Raw genomic sequence first — 13,236 nt, 5'->3', positions numbered from 1 at the left:
GGCGCTTATAGTAACGACTTTTCGCCTGTCAGGCTTGTCCCAATGCCAGACGGCCAACAGCAAACCTTGTGGGAGCGAGCTTGCTCGCGAAAGCGTCGGGTCAGTGAAACAAATGTCATCTGACAGAACGCCTTCGCGAGCAAGCTCGCTCCCACAGGAGAGTGCGATGGTTTCAAGAGCTGCGAAAACCTTTATTCCGAATATTGTCCGAGAGCCTTCCATGCCCGAATCCGCCCACGTCATCCGCGCCCCGATCGCCCACAAGGCTGCTGGTGCCGACCCGTATGCCTGGCTGCAGGAACGCGACGCCGACGCGGTGCTCGACTACCTCAAGGCTGAAAACGCCTATCAGGAAGCACAGACCGCCGATCAGGCCGGCCTGCGCGAAAGCCTGTTCGAAGAGATCAAGGGCCGGATCCTCGAAACCGACCTGTCCCTGCCCTCGCCCTGGGGCCCGTATCTGTATTACACGCGCACCACGGCGGGTGACGAGTACGCCCGCCATTACCGTTGCCCGCGTCCGGCCGACGACAGCCTGACCCTCGACGAGAGCCGCGAGCAACTGCTGCTCGACCCCAACGTGCTGGCCAACGGCGGCTTCTTCTCGCTCGGCGCGTTCAGCATCAGCCCGGATCACCAGCGCCTGGCCTACAGCGTCGATGCTTCGGGCGACGAGATCTACACGCTGTTCGTCAAGGAACTGGCCAGCGACAAGGTCAGCGAGCTGGAATTCCAGGACTGCGACGGCAGCATGACCTGGGCCAACGACAGCCTGACCTTGTTCTTCGGCGTGCTCGACGACACCCATCGCCCGCACAAGCTGTTTCGCTATCGCCTCGACGGCACCGCTGCCGAAGAAGTGTTCCACGAGCCGGACGGACGTTTCTTCCTGCATTGCTACCGCTCCAGCTCCGAGCAGCAATTGCTGCTGACCCTGGGCAGCAAGACCACCAGCGAAGTCTGGGCCTTGGACGCGCATCAGCCGCACCTGCCCTTCACCTGCCTGGCGCCCCGGGTCGAGGATCACGAATACGATGTCGACCACGGCGCGCTGGATGGCGCGTGGACCTGGTTCATCCGCACCAACCGCGACGGCATCAACTTCGCCCTGTATCAGGCGCCGGACACCGGTGTGGTGCCGAGCGAGGCCGACTGGCAGAACCTGATCCCGCACAGCGACACAGTGATGCTCGACGGCGTGACACTGAACACGGCGGCCATGACCCTGAGCCTGCGCGAAGGCGGTCTGCCGATCATCGAAGTTCACCCACAGGGCCAGACGCCGTATCGCGTGCAATTGCCGGACGCGGCTTACAGCCTTTATGTGCAGAACAGCCTGGAGTTCGAAAGCGACCGCATCCGTCTGCGCTACGAGGCATTGAATCGTCCGGCGCAGGTGCGGCAGTTACGGCTGGACAGCGGCGAACAAACCGTCCTGAAAGAAACCCCGGTGCTCGGCCCGTTCGACGCCGACGCCTACGTCAGCCAACGCCTGTGGGCCACCGCGCCGGACGGCACGCAGGTGCCGATCAGTCTGGTGATGAAACGCGAAATGGTCGGCAAACCGGTGCCGCTGTATCTGTACGGTTATGGCGCCTACGGCTCCAGTCTCGACCCGTGGTTCTCCCACGCGCGCCTGAGCCTGCTGGATCGCGGCATGGCGTTCGCCATCGCCCACGTGCGTGGCGGCGGTGAGCTGGGCGAAGCGTGGTACCGCGCCGGCAAACAGGAGCACAAGCACAACACCTTCAGCGACTTCATTGCCTGCGCCGAATTTCTGATCCTCAACGGCATCACCACCGCTGAAAAACTGGCGATCAGCGGTGGCAGCGCTGGCGGTTTGTTGATTGGTGCGGTGCTCAATCAGCGTCCGGACCTGTTCCGCGTGGCGATTGCCGAAGTGCCGTTCGTCGACGTGCTCAACACCATGCTCGACCCCGATTTGCCGCTGACCGTCACTGAGTACGACGAGTGGGGCAACCCCGCAGAGCCGGACGTCTACGAGCGGATCAAGGCGTACGCGCCATACGAAAACGTCACCGCGCAGGCTTATCCGGCAATGCTGGTGATCGCCGGCTACAACGACAGCCGCGTGCAGTACTGGGAAGCCGCCAAGTGGGTGGCAAAACTGCGCGCGACCAAGACCGACGACAACGTGCTACTGCTCAAGACCGAACACGGCGCCGGGCATGGCGGCATGAGCGGGCGTTACCAGGGATTACGTGACGTAGCGCTCGAATATGCATTTGTGTTCAAGGTTTTGGGCCTGGCCTGAGGAACTCCATCGGTCACTTGGGTCTTAACTCCAGACCCAAGAGGCCGATACTCATGAACCCGTGTAGGAGCTGCCGAAGGCTGCGATCTTTTGATCTTGCCTTTCAAAATCAAAAGATCGCAGCCTTCGGCAGCTCCTACAGGGGATCGTGTAGTGCCTTGAAAATGTGAAAACAATAAAGACCGCAACGACATGTCAGAACCGACCTTACTGAACAACGAAATCCGCGACTGGCTGATGGACTGTGGCCTGTTCGATCAATTGCAACTGGCGGACTTCGCCGCGGCCTCGGGCTACTTCAGCATTAGCACCGTGGCTGAAGGTGAAGCGATTTTCCGTGAGGGCGATGCCGGCAGTTTCATGTGCATCCTCCACACCGGTCAGGTCGCGGTGCAGAAAACTGGCCCTGACGGCCAGGTCATCACCATGGCCACCCTGCGCAGCGGTCGGGCGTTCGGCGAAATGGCGGTGCTCGATGGTGAGCGCCGTTCGGCGACCTGCGTTGCGGCGAGCAACTGCCAACTGCTCAACCTGGGCAAGGACTCGCTGGAAAAAATGCTCAACGACGCGCCGAAGATCGCCGCCAAGATCATTCGCGCCCTCGCCGTGTCCCTTTCCAAACGCCTGCGCATGGCCGACGGCCAACTGGCGGCGCAACAGGTTTAACCGCCGGGGGATTTGGCCTTGGTGCTGTTCGGTTCGATGCCCGGCACCGGTTGATCCTTGCTTGGCGGGCTGGGCATTTCGATTGGCACCAGTGGCGGGCTGCCACTGCCGGCGCCGGCCTTCGGTGCGCTGATCGGGGTGATTTGCGGATACGGTGTTGGCGTAGCGGTACCCGGCGAGCCGGGTTGCGGCGTCGGGCTGACCGGAATGGTCTGCTGCGCCTGCACTGCAGTAATCGCGAGCGCGGCCAGGGCAATGGCCGTTAGAATGATGCGCTTCATCAAGGGCTCCGTTTGGCCTCTAGTCTGCGTTCAGGCTACTCCCAACGGGCCTGCTTGCCTTCCCCCCTTGTAGAGATTTCCATGAAACGTTTCGTTCTGCTCGACACCACGCCGATCCCTGACAGCGGCGGCGCCCTGTGCCTGTTCGAGTATGGCGAGGATTTCGTCATCAAGATCCAGGGCGGCGACGGCGGGCAATTGATGAACACGCGCATGCACGGTTCGGAAGATGCGCTAGCCGAGATTCCTTGCCGCAAGGTGGCCGGACGGCCGAATTCACGGGTGTTGATTGGCGGTCTGGGCATGGGCTTCACCCTCGCCTCGGCACTCAAGCATCTGGGCAAGAGCGCCGAAGTGGTGGTCGCCGAGCTGGTGCCCGGCGTGGTCGAGTGGAACCGCGGCCCGCTCGGGGAAAAGTCCGGGCGCCCGCTGCTCGATCCGCGCACGGTGATCCGCCAGGACGACGTCGCCAAGGTCCTGCAAAGCGAGCCGAACGGCTTCGACGCAATCATGCTCGACGTCGACAACGGTCCCGAAGGCCTGACCCAGAAGGCCAACAGCTGGCTGTATTCCGCCGCCGGTCTGAACGCCTGCGCCAAGGCCCTGCGGCCCAAGGGCGTGCTGGCGGTGTGGTCGGCCAGCGCCGACCGGCAGTTTTCCGACAAATTGAAGAAGGCCGGTTTCAAGGCCGAGGAAGTCCAGGTGTTCGCCCACGGCAACAAGGGCACCCGCCACACGATCTGGATTGCCGAGAAGCTCAAGGGCTGAGCTAAACTCTGCACATAACCGTCATTAGTCTTTTTACTAAGGTGAACCCATGAGTTCGTCCACCCCGACCAACACGTCGAAGCTCGATCGCATCCTTGCCGACAACCAGCGCGACAAGGAAATGGGCTACCGCGACAAGGCCCTGAAGATGTACCCGCACGTCTGCGGCCGCTGCGCCCGTGAGTTTTCCGGCAAGCGCCTGAGCGAACTGACCGTACACCACCGCGATCACAACCACGACAACAACCCGCAGGACGGCTCGAACTGGGAACTGTTGTGCCTGTATTGCCACGACAATGAGCACTCGCGCTACACCGACCAGCAGTATTTCGGCGAAGGCTCGCTGAGCACACCGAAAATCGCCAAGGCCACGCATAACCCGTTTGCCGCCCTCGCCGGCCTGATGAAAAAAGAAGACTGATCTTCATTGCCATTACTGGCCCCATCGCTGGCAAGCCAGCTCCCACAATGATTTTGGTCGCTCACAAATTTTGTGAACACCCGAGATACCTGTGGGAGCTGGCTTGCCAGCGATGAGGCCAGACCAGACACCACAGATCTCGAATCTGCCCGCCCTCCCCCAATCCCCGTATAATCGCCCTCTTTTTCCCGAAGGCACCCCGCTCGTGGCAGACAAACGTTACAGCTGCATTGGTTTGTACAACCCCAAATCACCGGAGAACGTCGGTTCGGTGATGCGCGCCGCAGGCTGTTACGGCGTGGCGTCGGTGTTCTACACCGGGAAGCGTTATGAACGCGCCGCCGACTTCGTCACCGACACCAAGCGTGTGCACTACGACATCCCGCTGATCGGCATCGACGACCTGAAAAAGATCCTCCCGCTCAACTGCGTCCCGGTCGCCGTGGAACTGGTCGAGGGCGCCCGCCCGCTGCCGGAATACACCCACCCGGATCGCGCGCTATACATCTTTGGCCCGGAAGACGGCTCGCTGGATAAAGAGATCCGCGACTGGTGCGAAGACGTTGTGTACATCCCGACCACCGGCTGCATGAACCTGGCGGCGACGGTCAACGTGGTGCTCTACGACCGCATGGCCAAAGGCCTGAACACCCGCTCGGGACCGAAATTCCGCTGAAACGTCGCACATCCGATGGAACGAGCCGGGCGCTGCGGCAGTCAGCTTATCTATCTATTGCACATTGCCTGGGAGACAGATCATGACCGAACTCAAACGCGTCCAACGTATCGATTCCACCCCGTTCCAGAGCCCCACCGAGCAGAACGTCCAGGGCTGGGAGCGCATCGGCTCGCTGGCCGGTGGCGTGATCATGGTTGGCAAGGGCCTGCGCCGTGGCGGCGTGTTCGGTCTGATTCAAGTGGCGATTGGCGGCGTGGCGATGGCCCGTGGCATCACCGGGCACAGCTCGGTGAAGAGCCTGCTGGAGAAAAGCCGTCAGGACATGAACAACGTGCGGGCGAAGATCGAGCGCGCCGGTGAAGAACTGAGCCAGCTCAAGGCCAATGCCGAGGCGGCGACCAAGACCGCCACCGTTACCGGTAATGATTCGGTGAAATCACCGAAAGCCGGGGTTTAAAAGCAAAAGATCGCAGCCTGCGGCAGCTCCTACAGANGGAGCTGCCGCAGGCTGCGATCTTTTGATCTTTACTGCAACAATGCGGTATCAAGGACTTTAGAGGTCTCGCCGAGCACGCTCTCAGCCAGTTGCACAAACTCTTTAGTACTCACCGCCCCCAGATGCATCGCCCCGCGCAACACATCATCCAGCGAACGCTTGTTGCGCGTCTTCAAGCGAATCTCGCGATCCAGTTCCTGCAACACCATCACCGCTTTTGCAAGCTGCGCCGCACTGATCTGTTCGCCGCGTAACGTCGTCACCTTCTGACTGTCCCGGGTCAACTTCGCCTGCAACGCCTGATAGCGCTCATCGCTCATGCCGCCGGCACGGCGCACCAGCTCGATCGCGTAATACTCGGCAAAGCCTTCGCTGATCCAGTCACTGCGATGTTCATCGTTGATGCGCCCGAACACCTGCGCCAGCTCACGCACCAGCGCACTGCTGCCGCTCTCGCTGACCAGCGGCAAGCGCGTATTCAGATAGATCGATTCATGCGCGCCGAGGCTGCCGCGCCACATCGGGTCGTTGGCGCCGACAATCAGCAATTTTTTCGGATGCCGGGGATAGACCGCTTGCACCTGCGGCCAGATGAACGTCAGCAAGGTCAGCACATCCATGCGGCGCATGCCCTGCCCTTGCGGCGAAGCCACGGTGACTTCGGTTTCGCCCAGGCGCGTGCGGCGGCTGCCGAGGTGACCGGCGAGCATCCAGCCGGTCGGGCGGTCGAACAGGTGTGAAGGGTTGTCGATGCGAAATGTGTTTTTGCCGATGCGCGGCCAGGCGGTTTCGACGCTTTGCCAGCCGTTGGGCAGTTCGAATTGCAGACGTGACACCAGCTCGACGCCATCCTGCTGATCGAGCCGGGCCGGCGGCACCAGATCATCACCGCGCAGCAGCGCCCAGGTCGGGGTCATGCACGTGTCGAAGCTGCCGCTCTTGCGGCCGTGGCTGATGCTGACGCGGTAAGTCAGGCTGGGCTTGTCGCCGCTCGGACGCCAGAGGCCCCGAGCGTGCTTGCCCGGAGACAATTGCCACTGACCATCGGCCTTGAAGTCGCTGTAGTGGCTGCCATCGCCTAGGTCAAAATCGAGGCTGCGTACCGCTTCGCCCTTGGCCAGGGTCAGGCGCACTTCGGCCTGATCGCTTTGCGGCAGCAGGCGCACGTGGTAATCCAGATCGACTTTCTTTGCCGCCCACACCGGTGCGCTTAGCGCCAGCGGGGCGATCAGCAATGCCCGCAGCAATCCCCCAGCCATACACACTCCTTGTTGAATCCTGGAAACCCTTGGTGCTTAACCGGCGCGGAAAATCAGGTGATCTTCCCAGTCATCCTCCGGCACGCTGCCTTCGGCGAGCATGCGTCCGGACTGGGAAATCCGTTCGTGGTGCACAGCGTCACGATCGCCACACACCAAGTGGTGCCACAGCGGCAGATCCTTGCCTTCGCTGACCAGGCGATAACCGCAAGTCGGCGGCAGCCATTTAAATGATTCGGCCTGGCCCGGAGTGAGCTGAATGCAGTCCGGGACAAACTTGATGCGATTCGGATAGTCGCTGCACTGGCAGGTCTTCAGGTCCAGCAGTTTGCAGGCGATGCGCGTGTAGTAGACGCTGTTGTCTTCTTCATCTTCGAGTTTCTGCAGGCAGCACAGACCGCAGCCGTCGCACAGCGATTCCCATTCCTCGTGATCCAGTTGCTCGAGGGTTTTGCGTTTCCAGAACGGTTCGACTTTGGCGGCCATGGCTCAAGCATCAACATCAGGTGGTGAAAAGGCCGCCAGTCTAGTGCCCAAGGCCCTGCGGGCCAAGCGCTGGCGACTGTCGGTAAATCGCGCTTGTCAGCCGAATCGCCGCCCAGTAGGGTTTTGCCACGAATTCATGACGCAAACACAGCAAGGAATCTTTTGATGAGTGCCAACCCTCGCGTTGCCGATTACGCCATTCACCCGCAGTTCACCGATCGCTGGTCGCCTCGTGCCTTCACCGGCGAAGCGATCCCGGAAGAAACCCTGCTGAGTTTTTTCGAAGCCGCACGCTGGGCGCCTTCGGCGTACAACTCGCAGCCGTGGCGTTTTCTGTATGCGCGCCGTGACACGCCGAACTGGGAACGCTTCCTGGGGCTGCTGAATGAATTCAACCGCAGCTGGGCGCAACACGCTTCGGCGCTGGTGATCGTGATTTCGAAAACCACCTTCACCGCACCCGGTGCCAGCGAAGAGACCCCGGCGCTGTGGCACACCTTCGATACCGGCTCCGCTTGGGGCCACCTGGCGCTGCAGGCGAGCATCAGCGGCTGGCACACCCACGGCATGGCCGGTTTCGATCAGGAGCTGACCCGCAAGGAGCTGAATATTCCGCAAGGTTATGCGCTGCATGCGGCGGTCGCTGTCGGCAAGCTGGGTGACAAGGCGACCCTGGCCGAGTACCTGCAGGCCCGTGAGGAGCCGAGCCCGCGTCGTCCGCTGAGCGAGCTGGCGGCGGAAGGCAACTTCACCCTTTAAACGCAAAAGATCGCAGCCTTCGGCAGCTCCTACTGGGATCAATGCAGGAGCTGCCGAAGGCTGCGATCTTTTGATTACACCTCAGTAACCGCGGTTGAAATCCACTTCCCCGCGCAACGCTTCTCCCGCCTGATACGCCTTCAGGTTCTCGACGAACAACTGCACCATCAACGCCGGCGACGTCGGCGCCGAGCTGTGTCCAGTCAGCAGCAGGCCCCAGGCAGTCCAGAACGGATGGCGTTGCGGCAACGGCTCCTGACGGCAAACGTCGATCACCGCACCGGCCAGATGCCCTTCCTTCAAGGCTTCCACCAGATCCGCATCCACCACCGCCACGCCGCGTCCGACGTTGATGAACAACCCGGTCGGCTTGAACTGCTTGAACAGCGCCGCATCGTAGATATCGTGGGTGTGCGCAGTGTTCGGCAGCAGGTTGACCACGTAATCGACCGCGCCCACCAGCCGTGGCAGATCGGCCATCGAACCGACTTCGATGAACGGCGCCTGCTCACGCGCGCTGCTGGCAATGCCGTACAACTCGACGCCAAACGGCAGCAGGAACTGCGCCACACTCTGACCGATATCGCCGGTCCCGACGATCAGCACCTTGCGCCCGACCAGACTCTGGCCGGTGCGGTTATCCCACTTGCGCTCGACCTGGCTGACCAGCCGCGCCAGCACTTCCCGTTCGTGACCGAGCATGTAGGTCAGTACGTATTCGGCCATCACCTGACCGAAGATCCCCACCGCGCGGGTCAGGCGGTAATCGCGGCGCAGACCATCAGCGAGCAGCGGCGTGATGCCGGCCCAGGTCGATTGCAGCCATTGCGGCTGGTGGCCCTGACGCAGCAGGGTCGCCAACAGGTCCGGCTGCCCCAGCCACACCGGGCAATCGGCAGCCTGACGCGCCAGTTCGGCAGAGTCGCCACTGGTCAGGACTTCAAGTTCGGGGGCCATCTGGCGCAGTAGCCGGGCGTACACCGCGTGGTCGTGTTCAGCAATCAGAACGCGCATCTTCAAACCTTTCGCAAACCGTGCAGGCAACCGCCGAAAGAGCCGTGCTCCTTCGTGGCGGTCGTCGCCGTAAAATCAGTTCCAGGGTGGCAAGAGGCCCAGAACAGGGCCTCGCAGATCAGACCGGGTCGTTGCGTCGCAGCAACTCTTCGGGCAGGTGCTCGATGTACTCGTCCTCGGCCGGTGGCATCTGCAGGTGATAGCCCTGCTTGTCGAGGTTTTCCAGGACCACGGTGATGTCCTCGCGCGCCAGTGTGCGCTCGGGGGTCAGTACCAGGTCAAAGGAATGCTTCGCCTTGCCGAAGGCCGCCATCAGCGCCTCGGGCACGCGCTCAAGCGCATCGCTCTTGAGCACATAAAGATACATCCCGGGTTTCTTCGAACTTTGGTAAATGGAGCAAATACGTTTCAAGGCTGTTCTCCGGCGGTGGCCAGGCTGTCGAGCAGCTTCTGGCCCATGAGTTCGCGGCGCCAGCCACGCAGCGACTCAGGCAATTGATAAGGACCCTCGGGGAAGCCGCTTTTAACCAGCGCTTCGAGGGTTTTCTTGCGCAGCATCAGTTCCGGCGCGATGCCCAGACGCTCGGCTTCGACCTGGCCGAGGGCGCGCAGTTGCTTGATCAGCGCAGCGGCTTCGACCGGCAACGGCTCCGGCACCGCCGGCGGCCATTGATCAGGCCCCACACTGCCAGAGCGCTTGATCAGATCAAGCAGAAACTGGCCGTCCTGACGCACGGTACGCGGGTGCATGTCTTCGATCTTGCCCAACGCCGCGAGGTTGTCCGGTTGCGTGCGGGCCAGCGGCCACAGCGAGTGTTCACGGACGATACGGTTGCGCGGCAGATCACGGGCGCGGGCTTCTTTTTCACGCCAGGCGCACAACTCACGCAGCACCGCCAATTGCGCACGAGACAGTTTCCACGCCAACTTGGCTTCGCGATAGACCTCGTACGGGTCGGTTTCACGGCGCAGGTTGGCCACCAGTTCGGCGCCGTCCTCCAGCACCCAAGCGAACTTATCGTCAGACAGTTTCGGCCGCAGTTGTACGAAAACTTCCGCCAGATGCACCGCGTCTTCGGCGGCGTAGCTGATCTGCGTGTCGGACAGCGGACGCTGTAACCAGTCGGAACGGGTTTCGCCCTTGGGCAGCTCGATACCGAGCACCTCCTGCACCAGCCGCGAATAGCCCATCGAGAACCCGAGGTTCAGATAGGCTGCGGCCAATTGAGTGTCGAACAACGGCGCCGGCAAGCTGCCGGTCAGACGCAACAGCACTTCGAGGTCTTCGCTGCAGGCATGCAGGACTTTGAGCACCGCCGGGTTTTCCAGCAGCGCTGCCAGCGGTTGCCAGGCGTCGATGGTCAGCGGATCGATCAGGTAGGCGCGTTTGCCGTCACCGACCTGCAGCAAACCGGCAATCGGGTAGAAGGTGTCGACCCGCATGAATTCGGTGTCGAGGGCAACGAACGGCAGTTGCTGCCACTCGGCGCAAAGCTGCGCGAGGCTTTCGTTGTCGCGAATCCAGTGAATATCGATGGCCACACGGCTCTCCCTTGAAGAATGGCGCGCAGTATATATCGCCGCCGGCGTTTTACGCGCCTGCGCAGGACCAGAGCTGTAACGAAATATCCTGCCAGAGATAAAGAATAGTCTGACAGCGTGAGCAACAAGATGAATCCGAACCTCACCCTGCGGCAGCTCCTACACGGGGAGAGTGATATTTAGTTTTTAAATAGTACCGGGGAAATCTGATTTGCCGATAAGTGCGCCACACCGCCTAATCAGCAGCCTCCGCAATCCAGAATCTGCCGATGGAAAACGTCCGCACCACCGCCCGCCCCGCTGTCTGGCTGATGTTCGGGATCATCCTCGTCGCGCTGAATCTGCGCCCGTCCATGGCCGCCGTCGGTCCCTTGCTGTCGGCCATACGCGGCGACATTGCACTGAGTTTCAGCCTGGCTTCGCTGCTGACCATGCTGCCGGTGATGGCGATGGGACTGGCGATGTTTTTCGGTATTGGCATCAGTCGACGTTTGGGCGAGCAACGCGCGGTGATCCTGTCGCTGCTGATTATCGGACTGGCGACGCTGTCGCGGCTGTGGCTCGATTCGGCGCCGCCGTTGATTGGCAGCGCGGTGCTGGCGGGGATTGGCATTGCTTTGATTCAGGCGTTGATGCCGGCGCTGATCAAGTCACGCTTCCCCGATCATGTAGCGCTGTGCATGGGCCTGTATGTCACGTCGATCATGGGCGGCGCCGCACTGGCCGCCTCGTTGTCGCCGCTGGTGCTGGTGCAGTCCGGCAGTTGGCGTATCGGGCTGGCGATCTGGGCGGCACTTTCTTTGCTCGCGTTGCTGGTCTGGCGGACACAGTCGCCCTCGTCATCCATCCAGAACACCGCTGCAGGAAAAGAATCCTTCGCGCGTAATACCCGTGCCTGGCTGCTTGCCATCTTTTTCGGCCTCGGCACGGCGTCCTACACCTGCGTACTCGCGTGGCTGGCGCCGTATTACGTGGAACAAGGCTGGAACGAACAGGATGCCGGGCTACTGCTGGGTTTTCTGACCGCCATGGAGGTGATTTCCGGACTGCTGACGCCAGCCATCGCCAACCGCAGCCGTGATCGTCGCGCGGTCCTGGCAGCCTTACTGCTGCTGATCATCACAGGCTTCTGCGGGCTGGTCCTCAGTCCGCAACACCTCAGCCTGCTGTGGCCGTGCCTGTTGGGGCTGGGCATCGGCGGCTTGTTCCCGATGAGCCTGATCGTCTCACTCGATCACCTCGACAACCCGCAGCGCGCCGGCAGCCTGACCGCATTCGTGCAAGGTGTCGGCTACTTGATCGCCGGGCTTTCGCCGCTGCTGGCCGGAATGATCCGCGACCGGCTCGGCAGCTTCGAATGGGCCTGGTGGTCGCTGACTGCAGTAATGACGGTGATGTTGCTGATGGTGCTGCGTTTCGACCCTCGGCAGTACGCCCGACACATCCGTTAAAGCCAGATACCATCGCCGGGCTAGAGGCTTCTTGCCATCTTTTTGCGGTTTATCTGGCGACGTCGTGTTGCTAAAACTTTCTGTCCCACAACTGACATTGAATCGTCCTACAAAGCTTTGTCCTGGCACCATCGTTCCGTTACGATCATGCGCACACGTTTGCGCGGATTCAGCGCAAGGAGCACAGCGAGACGGAACGGATGCTGAACAGTAACTTGCTTCGAAAGCTCGACATGCAGGACCTCATGGTGTTTATCGCGGTGTATGAGCAAAGCAGCGTCACGGATGTCTCGGAGACGCTGTGCGTCAGCCAGTCCACTGTCAGCTACTGCCTGAAAAAATTGCGCACCAGTTTCGAAGACGATCTGTTCATCAACACCCGCACAGGCATGCGCCCCACCTACAAGGCCGGCACCATGTACGGCCATGTGCAGAAAATTCTCGAAAGCATCAACCTGTGCCACGCCGGTGCCCCGGCCTTCGACCCGACCCACCAAGCGAAAACCTTCAACATCTGTGCGCCGGAATACTTCGAGCAACTGGTGTTGCCGCGCCTGTTGAAGCGTTTCGACTTCGACGATTTGCCGGTGGTGGTCAACATGCACAAGTTCGAGACCGACGTACCCGCCGACGAACTGCGCGAAGGCAGCCTCGATCTGGTCATCTGTTTCGGCCCCAACTTCCACCGCAGCCACACCGACCTCAAGTCGCGAATGCTGCTGGAAGACGATCTGGTCTGCGTCTTCGACAAACGCGCCACACCACTGGAACCGCGTCTGAGCCTGCAGGCGTTCACCGAGCGCCGACACGTGTTCCCGACACCGTGGACGTCCTCCACTAACATGGTTGATGGCTGGCTGGCGCGCCAGGCGCAGAAACGGCAGATAGTCGCCCGCTCCAACAGCTACAGCGCGGCGCTGAAAATGATCACCGGCACCGACTTCATCCTCACCCTGCCCCGGCGCATCCAGCGTCTGCTGACCAACGACGCGGTGTTCAATCATTGCGAAGCGCCGAACGGCCTGCCGGGGTTCACCCTCGACATGCAATGGAGCCAGAACGCCGATCAGGACAGCGCCAACGTCTGGCTGCGCGAGCAGGTGATCAAGGTCTGCAGTGAGCTGGAAGCGGCCTGAGTC

The 13,236-nt window shown here is 61.4% G+C and carries 15 protein-coding genes; 9 read left to right on the top strand and 6 right to left on the bottom strand.

All coding sequences use genetic code 11. The features are described 5' to 3' along the window. Nucleotides 1–220 precede the first annotated feature (220 nt). A complete protein-coding gene (locus tag ACTJKS_RS16225) occupies nt 221–2,275 on the top strand; it encodes a S9 family peptidase (protein WP_108181966.1) in 2,055 nt (684 codons plus the stop codon). A 192-nt stretch (nt 2,276–2,467) separates the two neighbouring features. Then, a complete protein-coding gene (locus ACTJKS_RS16220) occupies nt 2,468–2,941 on the top strand; it encodes a cyclic nucleotide-binding domain-containing protein (RefSeq protein ID WP_041070525.1) in 474 nt (157 codons plus the stop codon). Here ACTJKS_RS16220 and ACTJKS_RS16215 read toward each other — a convergent pair. Continuing rightward, nucleotides 2,938–3,222, bottom strand: a complete 285-nt coding sequence (locus tag ACTJKS_RS16215) for a hypothetical protein (RefSeq protein ID WP_108181965.1) — start codon at nt 3,220–3,222, stop codon at nt 2,938–2,940. The genes ACTJKS_RS16220 and ACTJKS_RS16215 overlap by 4 nt on opposite strands. Before the next feature lie 81 nt (nt 3,223–3,303). On the opposite strand from ACTJKS_RS16215, the gene ACTJKS_RS16210 reads away from it, so the two are divergent. The 4 genes from ACTJKS_RS16210 to ACTJKS_RS16195 all read left to right on the top strand — a co-directional run bounded on the left by ACTJKS_RS16210 (nt 3,304) and on the right by ACTJKS_RS16195 (nt 5,547). Continuing rightward, on the top strand, nt 3,304–3,990 hold the full coding sequence (locus tag ACTJKS_RS16210) for a spermidine synthase (RefSeq protein WP_041070327.1): 687 nt from the start codon (nt 3,304–3,306) through the stop codon (nt 3,988–3,990). Nucleotides 3,991–4,039: 49 nt separating this feature from the next. Further along, nucleotides 4,040–4,411: a YajD family HNH nuclease gene (locus tag ACTJKS_RS16205; protein ID WP_007944009.1), complete on the top strand. Its 372-nt coding sequence runs from the start codon at nt 4,040–4,042 to the stop codon at nt 4,409–4,411. 205 nt (nt 4,412–4,616) lie between these two features. After that, nucleotides 4,617–5,087 carry an RNA methyltransferase gene (locus ACTJKS_RS16200; RefSeq protein ID WP_007911337.1) on the top strand — a complete coding sequence of 157 codons (471 nt, stop codon included), beginning with the start codon at nt 4,617–4,619 and terminating at the stop codon, nt 5,085–5,087. A gap of 82 nt (nt 5,088–5,169) precedes the next feature. Beyond that, nucleotides 5,170–5,547 (top strand): YgaP family membrane protein, encoded by a 378-nt coding sequence (locus tag ACTJKS_RS16195; protein WP_108181964.1) that lies wholly within the window; start codon nt 5,170–5,172, stop codon nt 5,545–5,547. 68 nt (nt 5,548–5,615) lie between these two features. Here ACTJKS_RS16195 and ACTJKS_RS16190 read toward each other — a convergent pair whose 3' ends face one another. Continuing rightward, nucleotides 5,616–6,845, bottom strand: coding sequence for a hypothetical protein (locus tag ACTJKS_RS16190; RefSeq protein ID WP_108181963.1), 1,230 nt, complete (start codon nt 6,843–6,845; stop codon nt 5,616–5,618). Nucleotides 6,846–6,881: 36 nt separating this feature from the next. After that, nucleotides 6,882–7,331, bottom strand: coding sequence for a YcgN family cysteine cluster protein (locus ACTJKS_RS16185; RefSeq protein ID WP_086792005.1), 450 nt, complete (start codon nt 7,329–7,331; stop codon nt 6,882–6,884). A 165-nt stretch (nt 7,332–7,496) separates the two neighbouring features. On the opposite strand from ACTJKS_RS16185, the gene ACTJKS_RS16180 reads away from it, so the two are divergent. Beyond that, complete coding sequence (locus ACTJKS_RS16180; RefSeq protein WP_047292309.1) at nt 7,497–8,090, top strand: nitroreductase family protein; 594 nt, start codon at nt 7,497–7,499, stop codon at nt 8,088–8,090. Between the two features lie 81 nt (nt 8,091–8,171). On the opposite strand, the gene ACTJKS_RS16175 is transcribed toward ACTJKS_RS16180, so the two are convergent. The 3 genes from ACTJKS_RS16175 to rnd form a co-directional block, all read right to left on the bottom strand. Continuing rightward, nucleotides 8,172–9,104: a D-2-hydroxyacid dehydrogenase gene (locus ACTJKS_RS16175; RefSeq protein ID WP_041070342.1), complete on the bottom strand. Its 933-nt coding sequence runs from the start codon at nt 9,102–9,104 to the stop codon at nt 8,172–8,174. 118 nt (nt 9,105–9,222) lie between these two features. Beyond that, the gene (locus tag ACTJKS_RS16170) at nt 9,223–9,516 is read right to left on the bottom strand and encodes a YcgL domain-containing protein (RefSeq protein WP_003222599.1); all 294 of its coding nucleotides are present in this window, start codon (nt 9,514–9,516) and stop codon (nt 9,223–9,225) included. Further along, nucleotides 9,513–10,646: a ribonuclease D gene (gene rnd / locus ACTJKS_RS16165; protein ID WP_041070344.1), complete on the bottom strand. Its 1,134-nt coding sequence runs from the start codon at nt 10,644–10,646 to the stop codon at nt 9,513–9,515. Before rnd ends, ACTJKS_RS16170 begins: the two co-directional genes overlap by 4 nt. 269 nt (nt 10,647–10,915) lie before the next feature. Here rnd and ACTJKS_RS16160 point away from each other — a divergent pair, with 269 nt between their 5' ends. Together ACTJKS_RS16160 and ACTJKS_RS16155 are read left to right on the top strand one after the other, a co-directional pair. Beyond that, nucleotides 10,916–12,097 (top strand): cyanate transporter, encoded by a 1,182-nt coding sequence (locus tag ACTJKS_RS16160; protein WP_108181962.1) that lies wholly within the window; start codon nt 10,916–10,918, stop codon nt 12,095–12,097. A 200-nt stretch (nt 12,098–12,297) separates the two neighbouring features. Next, a complete protein-coding gene (locus tag ACTJKS_RS16155; RefSeq protein WP_108181961.1) occupies nt 12,298–13,233 on the top strand; it encodes a LysR family transcriptional regulator in 936 nt (311 codons plus the stop codon). The last annotated feature ends 3 nt before the right edge of the window (nt 13,234–13,236 follow it).

The organism is Pseudomonas sp. 22189 (assembly GCF_052045635.1).
In the GTDB taxonomy this organism is placed as follows: domain Bacteria; phylum Pseudomonadota; class Gammaproteobacteria; order Pseudomonadales; family Pseudomonadaceae; genus Aquipseudomonas; species Aquipseudomonas parakoreensis.
Note: the sequence above shows the minus strand (reverse complement) of the source record. Positions and strands in the feature narration are given on the sequence as shown.